Below are 20,690 nucleotides of genomic sequence, written 5' to 3' on the forward strand. Positions count from 1 at the left end.
CACAACTAGGCTCATCGCGACTTGTTCACACCTCGGAGGGTAGACTTGGGCCGTTCATGACTTGTACCGCTCGGCGCGTGCTGTTTACGCGTGGCGTGGGCGCCTACAAGAAGAAATATAGAGAAGGGATTGAACAACAGTGCTGCGCACTCATTTGGCTGGCGAGCTCCGCAAGGACATCGCAGGCGAAACCGTAACCTTGACCGGCTGGGTTTCCCGTCGCCGTGACCACGGTGGCGTTATCTTCATCGACCTGCGTGACCGTTCCGGCATCGCTCAGGTCGTCTTCCGTGAATCCGACGTTGCAGAGCGCGCCCACGACCTGCGCTCCGAGTACTGCGTCAAGGTTACCGGTGTGGTTGAGCCGCGCCCAGAGGGCTCCGAGAACCCCAACCTGCCTTCCGGCGAGATCGAGGTTAACGTTTCTGAGCTTGAGGTCCTTAACAAGTCCGCAGCACTGCCGTTCCAGATCGACGATCCTGCAACCTCCGGCGAGGTCGGCGAGGAGACCCGTCTGAAGTACCGCTACCTCGACTTGCGCCGCAAGACCCAGGGTGATGCCCTCCGCCTGCGCTCCGAGGCGAACCGTGCTGCCCGCGAGGTCCTGGCCCGCCACGATTTCACTGAGATCGAGACCCCAACCCTGACTCGCTCCACCCCTGAGGGTGCACGCGACTTCCTCGTGCCGGCACGTCTGAAGCCAGGCTCCTGGTACGCATTGCCGCAGTCCCCGCAGCTGTTCAAGCAGCTGCTGATGGTGGCTGGTATGGAGCGCTACTACCAGATTGCTCGCTGCTACCGCGACGAGGACTTCCGCGCTGACCGCCAGCCGGAGTTCACCCAGCTCGACGTTGAGATGTCCTTCGTCGATCAGGATGATGTCATTGCTCTCGCTGAGGAGATCGTTTCCGCCCTGTGGAAGCTCATCGGCTACGAAATCACCACCCCAATCCCACGTATGACCTACGCGGATGCCATGAAATACTACGGCTCCGATAAGCCCGACCTGCGCTTCGACATCAAGATCGTCGAGTGCACCGACTTCTTCAAGGACACCACCTTCCGCGTGTTCCAGAACGAGTACGTCGGCGCAGTCGTCATGGAGGGCGGTGCTTCCCAGCCACGCCGTCAGTTCGATGCTTGGCAGGAGTGGGCAAAACAGCGCGGTGCTAAGGGCTTGGCTTACATCACCATCGCTGAGGATGGCAGCCTCGGTGGCCCGGTCGCCAAGAACATCACCGACGCAGAGCGCGAGGGCATCGCCGCCCACGTCGGCGCACAGCCAGGTGACGCCATCTTCTTCGCCGCCGGCGACACCAAGTCCTCCCGCGCGCTGCTGGGCGCAGCCCGTGGCGAGATCGCTCGCAAGCTCGACCTCATCAAGGATGGCGACTGGGCATTTACCTGGGTTGTTGACGCACCGCTCTTCGAGCCAGCCGCTGACGCCACCGCTTCCGGCGACGTGGCACTTGGCCACTCCAAGTGGACCGCAGTCCACCACGCTTTCACCTCCCCGAAGCCGGAGTACCTCGACTCCTTCGACAAGGAGCCGGGCGAGGCTCTTGCCTACGCATACGACATCGTCTGCAACGGTAACGAAATTGGTGGCGGTTCCATCCGTATTCACCAGCAGGATGTGCAGAAGCGCGTCTTCGACGTCATGGGTATTGGCGAGGAAGAAGCACAGGAGAAGTTCGGCTTCCTGCTTGATGCATTCCAGTATGGCGCACCGCCACACGGCGGCATCGCTTTCGGCTGGGACCGCATCGTATCCCTGCTCGGCGGCTTTGACTCCATCCGCGACGTCATCGCCTTCCCGAAGTCCGGTGGCGGAGTTGACCCGCTGACTGATGCTCCTGGTCCGATCCCTGCTGCACAGCGCAAGGAGACCGGCGTTGACTTCAAGCCGGAAAAGAAGGCTGAAAAGAAGGCCGAAGCCAACTAAAGCGCGGACATCAAGCGGGGCAGCAACTTGGTACAGCGTTCGATAAAGGGCGTTGGAAGCGAAGCGCCCCGCTTTATTGCGGTTAGCGTTGGGTAGTATGAGGAATTTTTAAGGGAGAGATAGTGACCACGGAGAAGGTTTACACCCAAGATGAGGTCGTGACATTTGCAGCAGAGCTGCTGTCGCGCCGCTATGGAGGTGTGCCCGAATTTACTCAGGTGACCGACCTGGGTGGTTCCGGTAATGCCTTAGTGCTGCGCGCACGCATGACACCGACCGCGTTTCTCCCGCACCGTTCCGTGGTCATCAAGTACAACCCCATGACGGGCCATTCCATCGACGATGCGGCGTTGCTGCGGGAAGTCGTGGCCTATCAGTTCACCACGGCCCTCAATGAGGACGTGCGTCCTGGTCCGGTTCTTTTTGCCGCGGACTTGGAGCGTCGCATTTTGGTGCTTTCCGACGCCGGCGAAGGTGACACGTTGGCTGATGTTCTGACGCGTGCAAAAGGGGAGGACCGCAAAGAAGTCCTCCGCAAGCTAGGACGCTCGCTTGGCCAGATGCATGCGGGGACCGCGGGGCGAGAGCTTGACTACGAGACTTTGCTCAACCGCATGCTGCGCCAGCATCCTGAATACGAAGAGCACCAGGCGCTGCGCGATGAATCCCTGCGTGCGTCCATCCTCATCGGTGCAGACATTCTCTCCAAGGCTAGCCTTCCCGCGCCAGCGCACTTTGTCGAACTGGCGGAAAAGGCCGCGAGTGCCTTGAGCTATGGCCAAGAGTGTGCCTTTACACCCTTCGACTTGTCGCCCGACAACGTCATTGTCTCGCAGCGTTTGTCCTTCTTGGACTATGAGTGGGCCGGCTACCGCAACGTTGGATTCGACGTCGCCTGCGTTATCGCAGGTTTCCCGCAGTTCCTTTTCGCGCGCCCAATCTCTGACGAGGAAGCGGAGATCTTCATCTCCGCATGGCAGCGCCACGTCACCGGCGTGTGGCCGCGCTTTGCTGATGACGCAGAGCTGCACGAGCTCATCGTCGCTTCCCTCATCGGGTGGGCGCTATCCAGCGTGACCACCATGTATGCCGGTGGCATTGAAGGAGTCGTAGCCTTGGCCGAAGGCTCCGCAGAGGTCTTCCACGATGCGCGCAACTCCGTGCTGCGCCCCGCAGACCAAGGGCCGTTTAGCGAGGAGGAAGTCCTCATTAGGCGCGACCTGTATGAGACCTTCGAGGCCTTGTCTCGCTATGCGGCACAGTGCGGCAGCGACACCTGCCAGCCTGTTGCGGAGTTTGGCCGTACCGTGGCCACGCGGCTTCGTGGAGCGTAGGCGATGTCGCAAGACTCACTTTTTGGACCTGCATCTACGGATAGCGAACCTGCTGGGCCCCTTCCTGGTCAGGAAATCTTCGCCACTCATGCTGGCTCGCCGCTCGCTGCACGGATGCGCCCGCAAAGCCTCGACGAGGTCTTGGGACAAGGTCACCTGCTTGAAGAGGGGAAGCCGTTGCGTCGCCTTATTGAAGGCTCTGGCGAAGCCTCGGTCATTCTCTATGGTCCGCCCGGTACGGGAAAGACCACGATTGCCTCGCTGATTGCCAAGGCGATTGGCCAGAACTTTGTGGGCTTATCCGCCCTCGATTCCGGCGTAAAGCAGGTGCGTGAAGTCATCACGCACGCGCGCCAAGAGCTTATCCATGGGCGTCGCACAGTGCTCTTCATCGACGAGGTGCATCGTTTTTCCAAGACCCAGCAGGACGCGTTGCTGGCGGCGGTAGAAAATCGCACCGTCCTTTTGGTGGCGGCTACCACGGAAAATCCTTCTTTCTCCGTCGTTGCACCCTTGCTGTCCCGCTCCTTGCTGCTGCAATTGGAGCCGCTTGACGACGCCTCCCTGCGCGCCCTTGCACAGAGGGCGCTGACGAGCGAGAGGGGACTTGCAGGAAGGATTACCGCGAGCGAGGAAGCGCTTGAACATTTGGTCCTTTTGGCTGGTGGCGACGCCCGCCGCACTCTGACCTACTTGGAAGCTGCTGCGGAAGCGGTCCCCGACGGCGGCGAGCTTACGCCGCAAATCATTCGTGACAACGTCAATCGCGCCGTGGTGCGCTATGACCGCGACGGGGATCAGCACTATGACGTGGTCTCGGCTTTCATCAAGTCCATTCGTGGCTCAGACGTCGATGCGGCCTTGCACTATCTAGCACGCATGGTGGAAGCAGGGGAGGATCCGCGCTTTATCGCCCGCCGCCTCATCGTTCATGCCTCTGAAGATATCGGCATGGCCGATCCCACTGCGCTGCAAGTAGCAGTGGCGGCGGCTGAAGCTGCGCAGCTCATCGGCATGCCCGAAGCGCGCATTCCCTTAGCCCAAGCGACCATCCACTTGGCTACCGCGCCAAAGTCCAACTCGGTCATCGCTGCGATCTCTGCAGCGCAGGCTGATGTCCAGTCGGGCCGCCTTGGCCACGTGCCCTCGCACCTGCGTGATGGCCACTATGAGGGGGCCAAGAAACTGGGCCATGCCGTGGGGTACAAGTACCCGCATGATGATCCGCGCGGCGTCGTCAAGCAGCAATATCTGCCCGATGAGCTCGAGGGCTCCATCTATTACGAACCAACGGATCACGGTGCGGAGAAGCGCATCTTCGACTATCTGGGGCGACTGCGCAACATCATCCGCGGTAAGCGCTAAAGGCGCGCATCGGCCGCTGGGCGGCCAACTGCCAAGTTCGTACTGGCGAGCGCGCGAAAAGTGTGCCCCGATATCGGCAAATCTTTGCCGCACGGGTAGAGTTGAGCGCTGTTACGTACCGCTTAAACAGTGAAGGACTTTAGCTCGTGAAGACTCATGAGATCCGGGAACGCTTTACCCAGCACTTCGTCAAGACTGGACATGAAGCCGTGCCAAGCGCGTCGCTGATCCTGGACGACCCGAACCTGCTCTTCGTCAACGCCGGCATGGTTCCGTTCAAGCCGTACTTCCTGGGACAGCAGAATCCGCCATTCCCTAATGGTCTGGCAACTTCCATCCAGAAGTGCGTGCGCACCCTGGACATCGAAGAGGTGGGCATCACCACCCGCCACAACACCTTCTTCCAGATGGCTGGCAACTTCTCCTTTGGCCAGTACTTCAAGGAAGGCGCCATCAAGAACGCGTGGAGCCTATTGACCGGCTCCGTAGAAGACGGCGGCTTCGGCTTGGATCCAGAGCTCCTCTGGGTCACTGTCTACCTCGATGACGATGAGGCTGCTGACATCTGGCACGAGCAGGTTGGCGTGCCGCGCGAGCGTATCCAGCGCTTGGGTATGGAAGACAACTACTGGTCCATGGGTATCCCTGGGCCGTGTGGTCCGTGTTCCGAGATCTACTACGACCGTGGCCCTGAGTACGGCGCAGAAGGCGGCCCAGTAGCTGATGATAACCGCTATATGGAGATCTGGAACTTGGTCTTCATGCAGAACGAGCGTGGTGAAGGCATCGGCAAGGGCAACTTCGAAATTCTCGGCCCACTGCCGAAGAAGAACATCGATACCGGCCTAGGCATCGAGCGCGTGGCCTGCATCCTGCAGGGCGTGGATAACGTTTATGAGACTGACCTTTTGCGCCCGGTTATCGACGCCGCGGAGGAGCTTTCTGGTTCCAAATACGGCGAGGGCGCAAGCGATCAGGACAACATCCGATTCCGCGTCATCGCGGATCACTCCCGTACCGGCATGATGCTCATCTTGGACGGCGTTACCCCGGGCAACGAGGGCCGCGGCTATATCCTGCGCCGCCTGCTGCGTCGCATCATCCGTTCCGCACGCCTGCTGGGGGCTACCGCGCCGAGCATGGAGCGCTTCATGAACACCATCATGGACACCATGACCCCGTCCTACCCGGAGATCGCTGACAACCGTGAGCGCATTCTCCGCGTTGCCGTTACGGAGGAGAAGGCCTTCCTCAAGACCCTCGAATCCGGCACCAAGCTCTTTGACGAGGCTGTTGAAGCGCTCAAGTCCACCTCGCGCGCTGCTACGCCGAAGATTCTTTCGGGCGAGAAGGCTTTCGAGCTGCACGATACCTACGGTTTCCCAATCGATCTGACCCTCGAGATGGCTCAGGAAGCAGGTCTGGAAGTTGACATGGACGGCTTCAATGAAGCCATGGGAGAGCAGCGCCGCCGCGCCAAGGCCGATAACCAGGCCAAGAAGCACGGCCACGCCGACCTTTCTCTCTACCGTGAGTGGGTCGATAACAACCCGACCGTCTTTACCGGTTACGAGACGCTTACTTCCGACGCCAAGATCATCGGTCTGGTTCGCGATGGCCAGAAGGTCAACGAGGTCCACGAGGGCGAGCAGGTAGAGGTCATCCTCGACCAGTCGCCGCTGTACGCCGAGGCCGGTGGACAGACCGCAGACCGCGGCCGCCTGTACGCGGGCGAGAGCTTGCTTGAGGTGGGCGACGTCCAGAAGATCGGCAAGAAGCTGTGGGTCCATAAGGCCACCGTTACTGCAGGCGGCATCGACCTGGGTGCTTCCGTGACCGCTGAGGTTGACGAGAAGTGGCGCCACGGCGCAGTCCAGGCTCACTCCGCAACGCACCTCATCCACGCTGCACTGCGCCAGGTGCTCGGCCCAACCGCAGTCCAGGCCGGTTCCTTGAACCGTCCGGGCTACCTGCGCTTTGACTTCAACTACACAGAGCAGCTTTCGCCGGCCCAGCTGGAAGAAATCGCATTGATCACCAACCAGGCTGTGGATGCTCATTTCGCCGTCAACACCATCGAGACCTCACTGGATCAGGCTAAGCAAATGGGCGCTATGGCGCTCTTTGGTGAGAACTACGGCTCCCAGGTGCGCGTCGTCGAAATGGGCGGTCCTTTCTCCATCGAGCTCTGTGGTGGTACCCACGTGACCAATACCTCCGAGATCGGCCCAGTGTCCGTCCTGGGTGAGTCCTCCGTTGGCTCCGGCGCACGCCGCATCGAGGCTTACTCCGGCATGGATGCCTTCCGCTACTACTCCAAGGAGACCGCGCTCGTTGAGGGCATCTCCCGCGAGCTCAAGATCCAGTCTGAGGACCTGCCAGAGCGTATTGCTCAGCTGACTGAGAAGCTCAAGGCCGCGGAGAAGCAGATTGATGAGTTGCATAAGGCACGGCTGATGGCGCAGACCGCTGACATGATCGGTGGCGCAATCACCGTGAACGGCTTCACTGTTATCAGCGTTCGCCTGCCGAACAACGTCAGCGGCGGCGACCTGCGCACCGTGGCAACCGACATTAAAAACCGTCTAGGTGACGAAGCTGGCGTCGTTGTGCTCGCATCTGAGAATGAGGGTGGCAAGACCCCGTTCATTGTTGGTGCCACCAAGGCAGCTGTTGCTCGTGGCATAAAGGCTGGCGATTTGGTCAAGACAATTTCCGGCTACGTTGACGGCAAGGGTGGCGGAAAGCCTGACATGGCTCAGGGGTCCGGCGCCAATGCTGAAGGCCTGCAGGCTGCCTTCAACGCTTTGCGTGACGAACTTGAAAAGGCCTAATCCGCTAAAGCCCATGAGGTGCTAGCGCTTAACCCCCGTTTCTCGTGCTGGGAGCGGGGGTTTCTGCGCGTCTAGAGGGGTGAGCATTCGGGAAATCTGTCTTTTTATGCCATGTTTTCAACCCCTGCGCGCCATTGGTTGATGCAATATGACTAGAATCTAAATGTCATCGTTATCATTTTGCGACATTGGCTTCATGCTTAAAGTCGTACCCGAACGCGAAGGAACTTCAAGAGTATGGTCGTACAACCCGATACCCCGGGGCTTAATGACCCGGGAAATGGGCGTCGCCTAGCACTTGATGTTGGAACCGTGCGCATTGGAGTCGCAGTCTCTGACTCAAACGCCAGCTTGGCGTTGCCCGTTGAAACTGTGTCCCGCGAAACCGGCTTCAAAGATCAGGACAAAGGTGACATCAACCGTATCTTGGAGCTCATCCGTGAGTACCACGTTGTGGAAGTTGTGGTTGGCCTACCGCGCGATTTGCAGGGCAATGGTTCTAAAAGCGTGAAACATGCGAAGGAAATTGCGTTTCGCATCCGCCGTAGGCTGGGAAAAGATGAAACGATAGGGCAACCACCTGTTCGGATGGCTGATGAGCGTTTGACTACGGTCGCCGCGACTACAGCTTTGCGGGCGTCAGGGGTTTCCGAAAAGAAGGGCCGCAAGGTTATTGACCAAGCAGCCGCAGTAGAGATTTTGCAATCTTGGTTGGATGCGCGCCACAATGCGCTTCAATCAGATGCAACCACCCACGAGCCTTCAATAGCAGGAGACTAGTTACGTGAGCCGAAACCAAGAACGAATCGGACGCTCTATGGAGCCCAAGTACGTCAAGCGTCGTCAACGCGGCCTTGCCGTCGTCCTGGCCTCTGTCGTTCTAATCATTGGCGCCTTGGGCTACATAGGGTTCCGCCTGTTTGGAGGAGGAAGTAGCTTGGACTACGAAGGCACCGGCAACGGAACTGTACAGTTGGTACAGGTTCCTGAGGGCTCGTCGATGAGCGAGCTTGGGCCTGCTCTTGTAGAGAAGAACGTGGTCAAGACCGCAGAGGCATTCTCCTCGGCGGCCAACAGCAATCCCCGCGCAAGCCGCATTCAGCCGGGCTTCTACCGTCTCCAAGAGGAGATGAGTGCGAAGGCCGCAGTGGATGCCCTGCTCAAGGACGAGAACAAGATTGATCCTCTGGACGTTCAGGGTGGCGCAACGCTTTCCGACGTCAAGGTGGTCGGCGGGGATGTCCGCTACGGCATCTTCTCACAGATTGCCAAGGTTTCCGAGCAAGAGGGTGGCTCTGTCACCAAGGAAGATCTGGAGAAGGTCGCTGCGACGGTGGATCCCGCCGAGCTCGGCGCACCTGAGTGGGCACTGGAGAAGGTGCGCTCTCGTGGTGAAGACCCGAAGCGCTTGGAAGGCCTCATCGCTCCTGGCCAGTACGTGGTGGACCCGAACATGGATGCAAAGGACATCCTGAAGGACCTCATTGAGCGTTCGACCAAGCGCTACAACGAGACCGGCATCGTGGACCGAGCACAAGCAATTGGCAAGACTCCATATGAATTGCTGGTTGCAGCATCCCTGGTCGAGCGCGAGGCCCCAGCCGGTGAGTTCGGCAAGGTTGCCCGCGTCATCCTCAACCGTCTCGACGAGCCAATGCGCTTGGAGCTTGACTCCACCGTTAACTACGGCCTGCCGGACGTTGAGCTTGCAACCACCGATGAGGCACGCGCTGAGGTTACCCCGTGGAACACCTACGCCAAGGAAGGTCTTCCGGACACCCCGATTGCTTCCCCGTCCGTTGAAGCCATCGACGCTATGGAGCACCCAGCTGAGGGCAACTGGCTGTTCTTCGCCACGATTGATGCTCAAGGCACTACCGTGTTCACCGACAACTATGACGAGCATCTGGACAACGTAGATAAGGCCATCAACTCGGGCATCCTGGATACTCAACGCGAAGGTGCCCAGCAGGGCGGTGCGCAAGGCGAAGGACAGCCGGCTGAGCAACCTGCAGAACAGCCGGCGCAGTAGCGCGGGGCCGTGAAGACAGAACTTTAACGAGGAACGAGGGGATAGAGAATGCCACGTGCTGCAGTCCTTGGAAAGCCTATAGCGCACTCTCTTTCCCCTGTTCTGCATAACGCTGGGTACGCGGCTTTGTCGCTCAGCGATTGGGAATACGCCCGATTCGAGGTCACCGCTGAAGAACTCCCGCGCTTTCTCGATGAGGCACCAGAGGATTTCCGTGGCTTCTCCGTCACGATGCCTGGCAAGTTTGCGGCACTCGAATACGCATCCCAGTGCACCGAGCGCGCGGAGCTCATCGGGTCCGCGAATACGCTCGTGCGAATCGACGACGGCTGGCGAGCAGACAACACCGACGCCGAGGGCGTTTTAGGTGCTTTGAACGCGTTATTGGGGGACAAAACTCCCCATGCTGCGTTGCTTATTGGTTCTGGTGGCACGGCGCGTCCCGCACTTTGGGGGCTTGCCCAGCGGGGCGTTTGTGACGTAACGGTGCTCAACCGCTCCGACCGCATGGAGGAGCTGCGTCCTCTAGCCGGAGCTCTGGGTATCACCTTGCACAAGGCCACGTTTAATGATGACCTTGTCGCGTTGACTCGGGCGATGGACGTGATCGTTTCTACTGTTCCCTCTGCTGCACTCGAAGGACGTCTATTTGATCTCGCCCATGCGCCAGTCTTTGACGTTATTTATGATCCGTGGCCTACTCCTTTGACTATTCACGCGGCAGCAGACGGCTACGCCACTGTGGGCGGCCATGTCATGTTGGCGCATCAATCCTTTAGCCAGTTTGAGCAATTTACCGGACATACGGCTCCGCGTGAGCAGATGCAGATGGCGCTCAACGAAGCCCTGGGGCTTAACCAATAAAAGCCCGTCCCTGATGCCACTGCCTGGAATTCGCTAGGGTATGGGCTATGGGGGAAATCAGTGCCGTCATTGGTGCGCTGTGGGGTGCAGCGCTTTTTTATTTTGATGTCCGTTTCAAGCGGCTTCCAGATTGGCTCACTCTGCCAGCGGCGGTGGCTTCGTTGCTGTTCTTTGAGCCGGCCGGACTCATCTGGCCTGGGATCTACCTAGCCTTGGCTTGTTGGCGAGGCGGTGTTGGTGGCGGTGATATCAAGTTGGCCTTCCCGCTGGGCATGTGGGTTACTCACGAGTGCGGCGTGATGGGGCAGCTCCTGGCGATGATGGGGGCGTCGCTAAGCACGGCTGTGTGGGGCACGTTGCGCAAAGACTCAGCGCCACCGCACGGACCTGGGATGCTGATTGCCGCAGCACTTTGTGTGATTGCGCTCTAAGTTTTACCCTGCTGGCACCACGGATTGCCTGTCGTGCGATAATTATCGGCATGCTTCGTTGGACTACCGCAGGTGAATCCCACGGCCAGGCGCTCATTGCCATGCTTGAGCACATGCCCGCCGGGGTTTCCGTTTCTCAGGATGACATTGCACTTCAGCTCTCTCGCCGCCGCCTTGGCTATGGCCGCGGTGCGCGAATGAAGTTTGAGGCCGATGAGCTAACGCTGCTCACCGGTATCCGTCACGGCAAGACCTTGGGCAGCCCCATTGCCATCATGATTGGAAATACCGAGTGGCCGAAGTGGACCACCATCATGTCCCCTGACGAACTCGATATGACCGATGAGGAAACCGCAAAGGCAATGTCCTCCGGCCGCGGCGCGGCTCTGACGCGTCCCCGCCCAGGGCACGCTGACTTTGCTGGAATGATTAAGTACGGTCACACTGAGGCCCGCCCAATCCTTGAGCGTTCTTCCGCCCGTGAGACCGCTGCCCGCGTTGCGGCGGCCACGGTTGCGCGCAACTTCCTGCGCGAGACCCTCGGTGTGGAAGTGGTTTCGCATGTTATCTCCATCGGTGCTTCCGAGCCGTACGTGGGGCCAACCCCCACCTTTGCGGATATCGAGGCCATTGACGCATCGCCGGTCCGCGCCTTCGATAAAGCGGCTGAAGAATCGATGATTGAGGAAATCGAGGCTGCTAAGAAGCAGGGCGATACACTCGGCGGAATCGTGGAGGTTGTCGTAGAAGGCCTGCCCATCGGCTTGGGCTCGCATATCTCCGGTGATGACCGCCTTGATGCACAGCTCGCAGCAGCGCTCATGGGCATCCAAGCAATTAAGGGCGTGGAAGTCGGAGACGGCTTTGAGGAAGCCCGCCGCCGCGGCTCTGAAGCCCATGACGAGATGGTGCGCGACGGTGACTCCGTTTCGCGTTTAAGCAACCGCGCTGGCGGCTTAGAAGGTGGTATGACCAATGGTGAGGCACTGCGTGTGCGCGCTGCGATGAAGCCGATCTCTACCGTCCCCCGTGCACTGAAGACCGTGGATATGGCCACCGGCGCGCCCGCCACCGGTATCCACCAGCGCTCCGATGTGTGCGCGGTTCCGGCTGCTGGCGTCGTGGCCGAGGCGATGGTTGCCTTGGTTCTCGCGCGTGCCGTCTTGGACAAGTTCGGCGGGGATAGCGTTGCTGAGACTAAACGCAATATCGATGCCTACAATGAGTATGTTTCCCAGCGTCTTGCTTTTGAACAGGAGTAAGTGATGACTACACCGGTTTCAGTAACTGGTAGCCCGCACCCGCGAGTCGTGCTTGTGGGCCCACCGGGTTCGGGTAAGTCCTCGATCGGACGCCGCTTAGCTAATGCTCTCAATTGTGAACTCATTGATTCCGATGTCTTGATTGAGGAGCGCGAATCTGTTGCCTGTGGCGAAGTATTTTCCTCGCTAGGCGAACTGGCTTTCCGCGAACTGGAGGCCGAAGTGGTCAAGGAAGCGTTGCAGTCTCGTGGTGTTGTGAGCCTAGGCGGTGGGGCGGTGCTTACTGACTCCACCCGCGAGCTGTTGGACCGCCACACGGTGGTATTTCTAGACGTCACTGCCGAGGAAGGGGTTGCGCGTACATTGGGCGATCCCAACCGCCCCGTGCTTGAAGCGGCGGACCCGCTGGCGCACTATGCATCGCTTCTCGACGCCCGCCGCCCGTACTACGAGGAGGTCTCTGACTTTAAAGTCCGTACCGGTGCGCGCACTCCGCAGCAGGTAGTGGGCGATATCCTCGGCTTCCTCGATACTCTCTAAGAAAGCGAACTCATGACCACGATTCCAGTTAATGGCCCCAATCCATACGAAGTTACCGTCGGCACAAGTTTGACCGCCGACATTGCGGACCGAGTAAAAAGCACCGGCGCAGGCCATGTAGGAATCGTGTTTCAACCGCCGCTAGCTGCCGCCGCACGTCAGCTCGCTGCGGAGGCTGAGGCGCGCAACGTCGTTGTCACTTTGCTACCAATTCCGGATGCTGAGGCTTCCAAGCGCCTAGAGGTGCTCGGTGGATTGTGGGACGAGTTGGGGGCAGCGAATTTTAGCCGCCGTGACGTCATTGTGGGCTTGGGTGGCGGCGCCACTACTGACTTGGCTGGTTTTCTCGCCGCAACGTGGATGCGCGGCATCAAGGTGATCCAGGTTCCGACCACGCTTTTGGCAATGGTCGATGCGGCAGTAGGTGGTAAGACCGGCATCAACACGGACGCCGGAAAGAACCTCGTGGGCGCCTTCCACGAGCCAGACTCCGTGTTCGTGGACCTTGACCGGCTCGTCACTTTGCCGGAAGAGGAAATCGTCGCCGGCTCCGCGGAGATCATCAAGACTGGTTTCATCCATGATCCCGTTATCATCGAGCGTTACCTCGCGGACCCCGCCGCCTGCCTGAATCCTTTGCAGACCCTTCCTGAGCTTATTGAGCGTTCCATCGCGGTCAAGGCCCGCGTGGTGGGCGAGGACCTCAAGGAAGCAGGTCTGCGTGAGACCCTCAATTACGGCCATACCTTTGGCCATGCGGTGGAGCTGCGGGAGAACTATACCTGGCGCCACGGGCGTGCGGTGGCGGTGGGCATGATGTTTATCGCGCAGCTATCTCATACACGCGGGCTTATCGACGCCGCGTTGCTGCAGACTCACAGCGACATCTTGGCATCGGTCGGTTTGCCAACCACCTACGAGGCCTGTCACTTCGATGAGCTTTATGCTGGCATGATCCATGACAAGAAGAACCGTGGTGGCCACATTCGGTTCGTAGCACTGACCGGAATCGGCCAGACCACCCGCATCGAGGACGCCACCATTGAGGAAATGCAGGCAGCCTACGCTGCCATTTCAAGAGAAAGCCGGTATAAGTGATGAAGATTTTGGTTCTCAATGGGCCTAACCTCAACCGCTTGGGCAAGCGCCAGCCGGAGGTTTATGGAAAGACCACGCTTGCGGACGTCGAAAAGCACGTGCGTGAAGTCGCAGGAAGCCTTTCTCCAGACCTCGAGCTCGAGTTCTTCCAGTCCAATCACGAGGGCGAACTCATCGACAAAGTGCACGAAGCTGCCGATGCCGGTTGGCCGGTCATAATCAACCCTGGCGGCTTTACCCATACCTCGGTGGCGCTGCGTGACGCGCTCGCTGAAGTAGCTGATGGTCCCGGTTTTGTTGAGGTGCACATCTCAAACGTGCATGCGCGCGAAGCCTTCCGCCATCATTCCTATCTCAGCCCGATTGCGCGTGGTGTTATCGCCGGCCTTGGTGCTTACGGTTACGAGGCTGCCCTCGGTTACTTTCTACAGGACTAGCTCGAGGCGGCTAAATGCGGCAAAAATAGCCCCGAAGTGGTCAATGCTACGGGCAGAAAAAGCAAAGACTGCGAGATATCGGTGGTCCTTGATGTATCTCTGTGACCCGCGCGATACCATGAGGTATCAAACATTGACGAAGGGACACCACATGGCACTCGCAGATACTCGCTTTAGCAATCGCCGCCGCAAACTCGCAGCGGAGCTTGCCGGTCAGCGCATCGACGCTGTTTTGGTCACCCATCTGACACACGTGCGTTACCTCTCGGGCTTTTCTGGCTCTAACGGTGGACTCTTCCTGCGCAAGGACCTATCCGCCATCATGGCAACCGACGGCCGTTACACCACGCAGATTGCCGAGGAAGTACCTGACCTGGAGGCCATCCTCGGCCGCGCTGTGGGTCCGGAACTTCTCAAGCGCGTTGAAGGGCCATTGCGTGTTGCCTTTGAAGCAGACTATGTTTCAGTTTCGCAGCTTGAAGCGCTAAAGAAGGCAGCGCCAGAGGACGTTGTACTCGTTCCTATTTCTGGCGTTATCGAAAAGATCCGTCTGGTAAAGGATCCAGTTGAACTAGAGCGCCTCGAGCAGATCGCAGCGTTGGCAAACGAAGCCCTCGAAGGCCTCGTTGCTGCCGGGGAGATCGCGGTGGGGCGCACCGAGCGCCAGATTGCTGCGGACCTTGAGTATCGCATGCGCCAGCTGGGCTCGGAGCGAGTGAGCTTCGATACCATCGTCGCCTCTGGCCCTAACTCCGCCAAGCCACATCACGGCGCTGATGATCGTGCTCTTGAAAGTGGTGACCTCGTCACCATCGATTTCGGCGCGCACCTGCGTGGTTTTAACTCCGATTGCACCCGTACCTTCGCTGTCGGCGAGCCAAACGAGTTTTCGCGTGAAATCTACGACGTTGTCCTGCGCGCGCAATTGGCGGGCGTTAAGGCTGCCGTGCCTGGCGCAAAGCTCGTCGACGTCGACGCAGCGTGCCGCGACATCATCGAGGAAGCCGGCTACGGCGAGTACTTCGTTCACTCCACCGGCCACGGTATTGGACTAGACGTTCACGAAGGGCCGTCTGCAGCTAAGACGGGAACCGGTGAGCTGGCTGAGGGGATGACCCTAACCATTGAGCCGGGTATTTACGTTCCTGGCAAGGGTGGCGTGCGCATTGAGGATACCCTCATCATTACGGGCGGTGCGCCGAAAATTATCACCGCATTCCCGAAGGAACTGCAGATCCTCTAGGGTACTTGGGAAAATTTGCCTACAGGCCGTGCGTACTTTTGCGCGGCCCCTGTTATGTCAGCGTGGCCGCATAAGGTATGCTGGAACACTGTTTTCACCACTATTTTAACTGGGAGTTTGATCCATGGCTGATACCACCGATTTCAAGAACGGACTCGTTCTCAAGATTGACAACAAGCTGCAGCAGATTATTGAGTTCCAGCACGTGAAGCCGGGCAAGGGCCCAGCATTCGTGCGCACCAAGCTCAAGGACGTTGTTTCCGGCAAGGTCACCGACAAGACCTTCAACGCAGGCGTCAAGGTTGAGACCGCAACGGTGGATCGCCGCGATATGACCTACCTGTACAACGATGGTCAGAACTACGTCGTCATGGACGACAAGACCTACGAGCAGTTCGAGCTGCCTTTCGACAAGTTCGGTGACGCAGGCAAGTTCCTGCTCGAGAACATGCGCGTGCAGGTTTCCTTCCACGAGGGTGAGGCTCTCTTCGGCGAGCTGCCAATCTCCGTCGACCTCAAGGTTGAGCACACCGAGCCAGGTCTGCAGGGCGATCGTTCCTCCGGTGGCACCAAGCCAGCTACCCTCGAGACCGGTGCGGAGATCCAGGTTCCACTCTTCATCGAGATCGGCAACGTTCTCAAGATCGATACCCGTACCGGCGAGTACCTCTCCCGCGTCAACAACTAAGAACGCTAGGGTTTCTTCGTGTCTGAGCAAAAAGACGTCAATTACAAGCGCCACACGGCCCGCTACCGCGCGCGCCGTCGTGCTGCTGACATCATGTACGAGGCTGAAAACCGTGATGTTGATCCCGTGGCCATCATCGAGGATCGAGTCTCGCTGGCACGCGATCATGACAATGGCGTAGCCCCAGTCGCTGAGTACACGCAGATCATCGTCAAGGGTGCCGCTGAAGAACTCGACGTCATCGACGAGACCATCGAGCGCTACCTCTCCGCGGACTGGGAGCTGCACCGTATTCCAGCAGTGGACCGCGCCATCATGCGCGTGGCCGTGTGGGAGATCCTCTTCAATGAGGATGTTCCCAACGCCACGGCGCTAGTCGAGGGCGTTGAGCTAGCCTCCGAGTATTCAAATGACCAGGCTCCGCCTTATATCCACGCTGTGTTGGATGATGTTATCCAGGCCCAGTCGGCCGATAACCCGATGTCTGTGGCAGCCGAAGAGGCGCCGGCACAAGATTTTGAAAACGAGTTCGATTCTCAAGACTAAGCCGCATTGAGCAAAGCAAAAGCGCTGTTACCTACTGAAAGGTAACAGCGCTTTTGCTGTGTGTGGGCCACTGTAGGGGCCCACAAGAGGGGCCCACAGGGGCTTAGAGGAGCGAGGAGAGGAACTCCTGGGTGCGCGGGTGCTGCGGGTTGTCGATGACCTGCTCCGGAGTGCCAGATTCGATGACTTGGCCGCCGTCCATGAAGAAAATCTTGTCGGCGACTTCTCGGGCAAATCCCATTTCGTGGGTGACCACCAGCATGGTCATGCCGCCCGCAGCGAGTTCCTTCATGACGCGCAGGACTTCGCCCACCAGCTCAGGGTCGAGAGCTGAAGTCGGCTCGTCGAAAAGCATCAGCTTCGGGTCCATCGCCACGGAGCGAGCGATAGCAACACGCTGTTGCTGGCCACCGGAGAGCTGTACTGGGTAGGCGTCAGCCTTATGTGCAAGGCCCACCTGCTCGAGTAGCTCCATGGCGCGCTTTTTTGCTTGTTCCACAGGCTGCTTTTTAACATGAACGGGAGCCTCGATGATGTTCTCGAGGACCGTGCGGTGCGCGAAGAGGTTGAACTGCTGGAAAACCATGCCGATGTCTGCGCGTTGGGCTGCTGCTTCCTTCTCGGAAATCTCGTACAGCGCTCCGTCACGCTCACGATAACCGATGAGGTCACCATCTACGTAGAGCCTGCCTGCCGTAACCTTTTCAAGGTGGTTGCAGCAACGCAGGAACGTCGACTTACCGGAGCCCGAAGGGCCGAGAAGGCACGCGACCTCGCCGGGCTGAACTTCCAAGGTAATGCCTTTGAGCACGTTGAGGCTTCCGAAGGACTTGTGTACGTTCTGTGCGGAAATCATTGGCGTTGCCATTACTTTTTAACCTCTGGGATGACGGAAACGTTGTGGGGGATGGTGCCCTCGGCGTCGGCAAGCGCGGCGAGCTGGCGAGCAGTGAGCTCACGAGTAGCACCACGGTCGAAACGACGCTCCAAGAAGTACTGCGCGATCATCAGCAGGGAGGTGATGACGAGGTACCAGGTTGCTGCCACGAGGAGCAGTGGAATTGGCTCGAAAAGCGCTGCAGAAATGTCCGTAGCGCGGCCGAAGATCTCGTAGGTATACGGAACTGCCACGACCAACGAAGAGGTCTTCAGCAAAGAGATGAACTCGTTGCCTGTCGGCGGAATGATGATGCGCATTGCCTGTGGAAGGACGGTGCGGCGCATGGTCATCCACCAGCCCATACCAAGTGCTTTAGAGGCTTCCTTCTGGCCTTCGGGAACGGCTGAGATACCAGAACGTACAATCTCGGCCATATACGCAGCTTCGTTAAGGCCCAAGCCCAAGACCGAAAGCAGGAAGGCGTTGGTCAAAACGCTGGCGAGCGAAATCTCGGTGAAACCAAGGTTGATGGACTGGTACAAAGCAGAAAGCAGGCCCCAGAACACCAGCTGCACATAGACTGGCGTGCCTCGGAAGATCCAGAGGAAGAGCCAGGCGACGCCTTGGAGAACCGGGTTCGGTGACATCCGCATCACAGCGAGGATGGCACCTCCTACGACACCGATGATCATCGCCAGTGCTGTAATGGCCAAGGTGTGCAGGGAAGCAATTGCAATGCGGCTATCGAAGAGATACTGGAAATAGGTATCCCAGCCGAAGGCTTCGTTGCGGGCGGAACTGATAACAAACCAGACGCCGAGCAACACCAGAATCGTGGCAAAAACCCAGCGCCAGGGGTGGCGGAGTGGGCGTGCTTGAATCTCTTTGGGCTCAGCAGCCTTTTTAGACCGTGCCGACTTGGCGGCTTTAGGGGCCTGTGATGGATTAGTCATTGACTGGCCTTTCATTAATCATTGCCTCTTTCACGAGGCCATCGCTGATGCCCCAGCGTTTCAAGATCTTCTGGTATTCACCGGTTTCGATGAGATGGTTGAGCGCCGCGGCGACTGCGGGGCCAAGCTTCGAGTCTTTAGGTACAGCGAAGCCATAAGGTGCGGCGTCAAACATGCCACCGACCATTCGCATTTTTCCGTCGGAACGGTTGACAGCCCACGAGGAAACAGGGGAGTCAGCGGACATTGCGTCGGCGCGGCCCATGATGACGGCGAGCGCAGCGTTGTCGCTCGTATCGTAGGAAAGGATGCGGAGGTCGCCGCCGCATGCGTCCTTCTTGGGAATGACGTCGTCTGTCTCTGAGACGGTGGTGCGCTGAACCGCCACGGTCAGCCCGCACGGGTTCGAAGGGTCGACGCGTTTGATACCGTCTGTTCGTTCCGCCCACTGGATTCCTGCGTAGAGGTGGTCGATGAAGTCGAAGTTCTTTCGGCGTTCCTCGTTGTCGGTAAAGCCAGATGCGCCGATATCGATCTGACCCGACTGGACGGCCGGCAGGATCATCGAGAAGTCCTGCTCAACAGGCTGGAATTCAAGGCCCAAGATGTCGGCGATAGCCTTCATCATGTCCATCTCCACGCCGACGATTGCGCCATCGGAGTCTTTGAACTCGAATGGTGCAAAGGGAGGGTTAGTGCCTGCCGTCAGGACTCCATCGGCGTCGTCGTAAAGCGCGGCGATTTCTGGAACTTTGTCCAGGTGCGGTTCTTCCCAGCCGTCAGGAGTCGAGGACTCGACGTTTGTTACGCAGCCAGCAGCGAGCATCGCGCACGCGAGTAACCCGCCGCTGGCAGCAATCTTTTTGTACATGGTCTTAGCCTTGCTTTTCTGGCACGTGGTAGTTCTTAGCCTTGCGGGCGTCAATAAAAATGAAGATCGAAACGATGATTGCTCCCAAGATAAGCATCACCACAATGAGGCCACTCGAAGCATCTTGGTCCGCACCCCATGGCCACAGCGCACGCAGCGAGCCGAGCATGAAGCCGGCCATAGCTGCCAGGGTTGGTCCACGATGGTTGTCCAGAAGGTAGTTGAGCACCTTCACAAATGCAGCAAGTCCGCAAAGTGCGCCTAACGCAAAGACAGCGATGGTGCTCATCTCGCGGTCTGAAACAGCACCGATAATTGGCTGATAAAGACCCATGGTGAGCAAAATCAGGGAGCCAGAAACACCGGGGAGGACTAAAGCACACACGGCGACCATCGCGGCGAAGAAGACGACGATGAGCGATGGGTTCTCAACAGGATCCGAAGTAAAACCGGTCACGAAGAAAATTGCTGCTGCTGAGACGATAAAGGCCACTATTGAAGAAGGCTTGAATCGCTCGTCCCTGTCGATCATTGTCAAAGGCACGAAAATGGAGACGGCCACCATTCCGAGGAATAATGCGTTGGACACGGAGACCTGATTTTCGACGAAGTTATGGAGAATCGTGGAGAATCCAAAAACGGCCGCGAACATGCCGACCGCAACCGACGCGAGGAAACCCCATTCAACCTTCTTGAGCCGGCCTGAGATGAGGAAGTTAGCATTGTGCAGCGCGCGTTCGTAGATGCCCACGATGAGCGCAACCGTGCCGCCCGAGATGCCAGGAACTAATTCAGCCGAGCCAATGAGTGCGCCGCGAATGGCGTTGAGTACAAATTGCATGTTTTCGAAACTAACCTCTTGGTGCTCTCATTCTCGTTCTGACGTGCCGTAATGGTTCAAGAATTTACTCAAAATGCTGATTAATTCATTTAATCCGCGGTGCCGACATTACACGATAAATACCTTCAGTCTTATATTATTCATAGACCCTCCTCTAAGCAAAAGCCTGTTTGCTGCTAAAGCATTGATTGAGCTGCGCACAGATACGGAAAACACGGTTTTTGCTCTGGGGGAATTAGGGGATAGGTGGTGAAAGCGCAGCTGGCTACTCCCTCCCAAGGGCTGCCGTGTTTTGGCGCGCGCAGCCCGTGAGAACTGGCACCGTTGAACGCGCATAGTTTCTGCGATGTGAAAACCCTCGCACCTAGGCGATAAAGCGCACGGATGCGAGGGTTTGTTGGTGCCCCTGGTGAGACTCGAACTCACACTGAATGGGTTTTGAATCCATTGCCTCTGCCAATTGGGCTACAGGGGCGTGCAACGTTGTGTTGACTGAAATGAAGTTTAGCGCAGTCGTCGAACCAAA

Annotated in this window: 19 protein-coding genes and 1 tRNA gene; 15 read left to right on the top strand and 5 right to left on the bottom strand. The window is 58.4% G+C overall.

Going from position 1 to position 20,690, the window contains the following annotated elements:
- Positions 1–139: 139 nt before the first annotated feature.
- The 15 genes from aspS to nusB all read left to right on the top strand — a co-directional run bounded on the left by aspS (position 140) and on the right by nusB (position 16,619).
- A complete protein-coding gene (gene aspS / locus CHU71_RS06235; protein WP_049063970.1) occupies positions 140–1,945 on the top strand; it encodes an aspartate--tRNA ligase in 1,806 nt (601 codons plus the stop codon).
- A gap of 119 nt (positions 1,946–2,064) precedes the next feature.
- Entirely contained in the window at positions 2,065–3,279 is a 1,215-nt protein-coding gene (locus tag CHU71_RS06240) for a phosphotransferase (protein WP_147760493.1), read from the top strand.
- Positions 3,280–3,282: 3 nt separating this feature from the next.
- Positions 3,283–4,644, top strand: coding sequence for a replication-associated recombination protein A (locus CHU71_RS06245; RefSeq protein ID WP_147760494.1), 1,362 nt, complete (start codon positions 3,283–3,285; stop codon positions 4,642–4,644).
- Positions 4,645–4,790: 146 nt separating this feature from the next.
- Positions 4,791–7,478, top strand: a complete 2,688-nt coding sequence (alaS, locus tag CHU71_RS06250) for an alanine--tRNA ligase (RefSeq protein WP_147760495.1) — start codon at positions 4,791–4,793, stop codon at positions 7,476–7,478.
- Between the two features lie 237 nt (positions 7,479–7,715).
- Positions 7,716–8,258, top strand: a complete 543-nt coding sequence (ruvX, locus tag CHU71_RS06255; protein ID WP_147760496.1) for a Holliday junction resolvase RuvX — start codon at positions 7,716–7,718, stop codon at positions 8,256–8,258.
- Between the two features lie 37 nt (positions 8,259–8,295).
- Positions 8,296–9,510: an endolytic transglycosylase MltG gene (gene mltG, locus CHU71_RS06260; RefSeq protein WP_049063976.1), complete on the top strand. Its 1,215-nt coding sequence runs from the start codon at positions 8,296–8,298 to the stop codon at positions 9,508–9,510.
- A 48-nt stretch (positions 9,511–9,558) separates the two neighbouring features.
- The gene (locus CHU71_RS06265) at positions 9,559–10,374 is read left to right on the top strand and encodes a shikimate dehydrogenase (RefSeq protein ID WP_147760497.1); all 816 of its coding nucleotides are present in this window, start codon (positions 9,559–9,561) and stop codon (positions 10,372–10,374) included.
- Between the two features lie 47 nt (positions 10,375–10,421).
- Positions 10,422–10,805 (top strand): A24 family peptidase, encoded by a 384-nt coding sequence (locus tag CHU71_RS06270; RefSeq protein ID WP_147760498.1) that lies wholly within the window; start codon positions 10,422–10,424, stop codon positions 10,803–10,805.
- A 50-nt stretch (positions 10,806–10,855) separates the two neighbouring features.
- Entirely contained in the window at positions 10,856–12,067 is a 1,212-nt protein-coding gene (aroC, locus tag CHU71_RS06275) for a chorismate synthase (protein WP_070419802.1), read from the top strand.
- Between the two features lie 3 nt (positions 12,068–12,070).
- Positions 12,071–12,607, top strand: coding sequence for a shikimate kinase (locus CHU71_RS06280; protein ID WP_034656871.1), 537 nt, complete (start codon positions 12,071–12,073; stop codon positions 12,605–12,607).
- A 12-nt stretch (positions 12,608–12,619) separates the two neighbouring features.
- A complete protein-coding gene (gene aroB / locus CHU71_RS06285; RefSeq protein ID WP_147760499.1) occupies positions 12,620–13,705 on the top strand; it encodes a 3-dehydroquinate synthase in 1,086 nt (361 codons plus the stop codon).
- Entirely contained in the window at positions 13,705–14,142 is a 438-nt protein-coding gene (aroQ, locus tag CHU71_RS06290) for a type II 3-dehydroquinate dehydratase (protein ID WP_005529291.1), read from the top strand. The genes aroB and aroQ overlap by 1 nt, the downstream gene beginning before the upstream one ends.
- A gap of 151 nt (positions 14,143–14,293) precedes the next feature.
- On the top strand, positions 14,294–15,385 hold the full coding sequence (locus tag CHU71_RS06295) for a Xaa-Pro peptidase family protein (RefSeq protein WP_046646829.1): 1,092 nt from the start codon (positions 14,294–14,296) through the stop codon (positions 15,383–15,385).
- Between the two features lie 124 nt (positions 15,386–15,509).
- The gene (gene efp, locus CHU71_RS06300) at positions 15,510–16,073 is read left to right on the top strand and encodes an elongation factor P (protein WP_005529296.1); all 564 of its coding nucleotides are present in this window, start codon (positions 15,510–15,512) and stop codon (positions 16,071–16,073) included.
- A gap of 18 nt (positions 16,074–16,091) precedes the next feature.
- Positions 16,092–16,619 carry a transcription antitermination factor NusB gene (gene nusB / locus CHU71_RS06305; protein ID WP_005529297.1) on the top strand — a complete coding sequence of 176 codons (528 nt, stop codon included), beginning with the start codon at positions 16,092–16,094 and terminating at the stop codon, positions 16,617–16,619.
- 103 nt (positions 16,620–16,722) lie between these two features.
- Here nusB and CHU71_RS06310 read toward each other — a convergent pair whose 3' ends face one another.
- The 5 genes from CHU71_RS06310 to CHU71_RS06330 form a co-directional block, all read right to left on the bottom strand.
- Positions 16,723–17,487 (bottom strand): amino acid ABC transporter ATP-binding protein, encoded by a 765-nt coding sequence (locus CHU71_RS06310; RefSeq protein WP_070419805.1) that lies wholly within the window; start codon positions 17,485–17,487, stop codon positions 16,723–16,725.
- Complete coding sequence (locus CHU71_RS06315; protein WP_034656874.1) at positions 17,487–18,452, bottom strand: amino acid ABC transporter permease; 966 nt, start codon at positions 18,450–18,452, stop codon at positions 17,487–17,489. Before CHU71_RS06315 ends, CHU71_RS06310 begins: the two co-directional genes overlap by 1 nt.
- Positions 18,445–19,323, bottom strand: coding sequence for an ABC transporter substrate-binding protein (locus tag CHU71_RS06320; RefSeq protein WP_046646832.1), 879 nt, complete (start codon positions 19,321–19,323; stop codon positions 18,445–18,447). The genes CHU71_RS06315 and CHU71_RS06320 overlap by 8 nt, the downstream gene beginning before the upstream one ends.
- 4 nt (positions 19,324–19,327) lie before the next feature.
- Positions 19,328–20,164, bottom strand: coding sequence for a DUF368 domain-containing protein (locus CHU71_RS06325; RefSeq protein ID WP_147760500.1), 837 nt, complete (start codon positions 20,162–20,164; stop codon positions 19,328–19,330).
- 398 nt (positions 20,165–20,562) lie between these two features.
- Positions 20,563–20,639: transfer RNA gene (locus tag CHU71_RS06330), tRNA-Leu, on the bottom strand.
- Positions 20,640–20,690: the final 51 nt, after the last annotated feature.

This window comes from Corynebacterium sp. LK14 (genome assembly GCF_008042215.1).
Classification (GTDB): domain Bacteria; phylum Actinomycetota; class Actinomycetes; order Mycobacteriales; family Mycobacteriaceae; genus Corynebacterium; species Corynebacterium striatum.

Coding starts and splice junctions, on each gene's coding strand:
- CHU71_RS06245 (WP_147760494.1), top strand. CDS start 3,283: ATGTCGCAAGACTCACTTTTTGGACCTGCATCTACGGATAGCGAACCT.
- ruvX (WP_147760496.1), top strand. CDS start 7,716: ATGGTCGTACAACCCGATACCCCGGGGCTTAATGACCCGGGAAATGGG.
- mltG (WP_049063976.1), top strand. CDS start 8,296: ATGGAGCCCAAGTACGTCAAGCGTCGTCAACGCGGCCTTGCCGTCGTC.
- CHU71_RS06265 (WP_147760497.1), top strand. CDS start 9,559: ATGCCACGTGCTGCAGTCCTTGGAAAGCCTATAGCGCACTCTCTTTCC.
- CHU71_RS06270 (WP_147760498.1), top strand. CDS start 10,422: ATGGGGGAAATCAGTGCCGTCATTGGTGCGCTGTGGGGTGCAGCGCTT.
- aroC (WP_070419802.1), top strand. CDS start 10,856: ATGCTTCGTTGGACTACCGCAGGTGAATCCCACGGCCAGGCGCTCATT.
- CHU71_RS06280 (WP_034656871.1), top strand. CDS start 12,071: ATGACTACACCGGTTTCAGTAACTGGTAGCCCGCACCCGCGAGTCGTG.
- aroB (WP_147760499.1), top strand. CDS start 12,620: ATGACCACGATTCCAGTTAATGGCCCCAATCCATACGAAGTTACCGTC.
- aroQ (WP_005529291.1), top strand. CDS start 13,705: ATGAAGATTTTGGTTCTCAATGGGCCTAACCTCAACCGCTTGGGCAAG.
- CHU71_RS06295 (WP_046646829.1), top strand. CDS start 14,294: ATGGCACTCGCAGATACTCGCTTTAGCAATCGCCGCCGCAAACTCGCA.
- efp (WP_005529296.1), top strand. CDS start 15,510: ATGGCTGATACCACCGATTTCAAGAACGGACTCGTTCTCAAGATTGAC.
- CHU71_RS06310 (WP_070419805.1), bottom strand. CDS start 17,487: ATGGCAACGCCAATGATTTCCGCACAGAACGTACACAAGTCCTTCGGA.
- CHU71_RS06315 (WP_034656874.1), bottom strand. CDS start 18,452: ATGACTAATCCATCACAGGCCCCTAAAGCCGCCAAGTCGGCACGGTCT.
- CHU71_RS06320 (WP_046646832.1), bottom strand. CDS start 19,323: ATGTACAAAAAGATTGCTGCCAGCGGCGGGTTACTCGCGTGCGCGATG.
- CHU71_RS06325 (WP_147760500.1), bottom strand. CDS start 20,164: ATGCAATTTGTACTCAACGCCATTCGCGGCGCACTCATTGGCTCGGCT.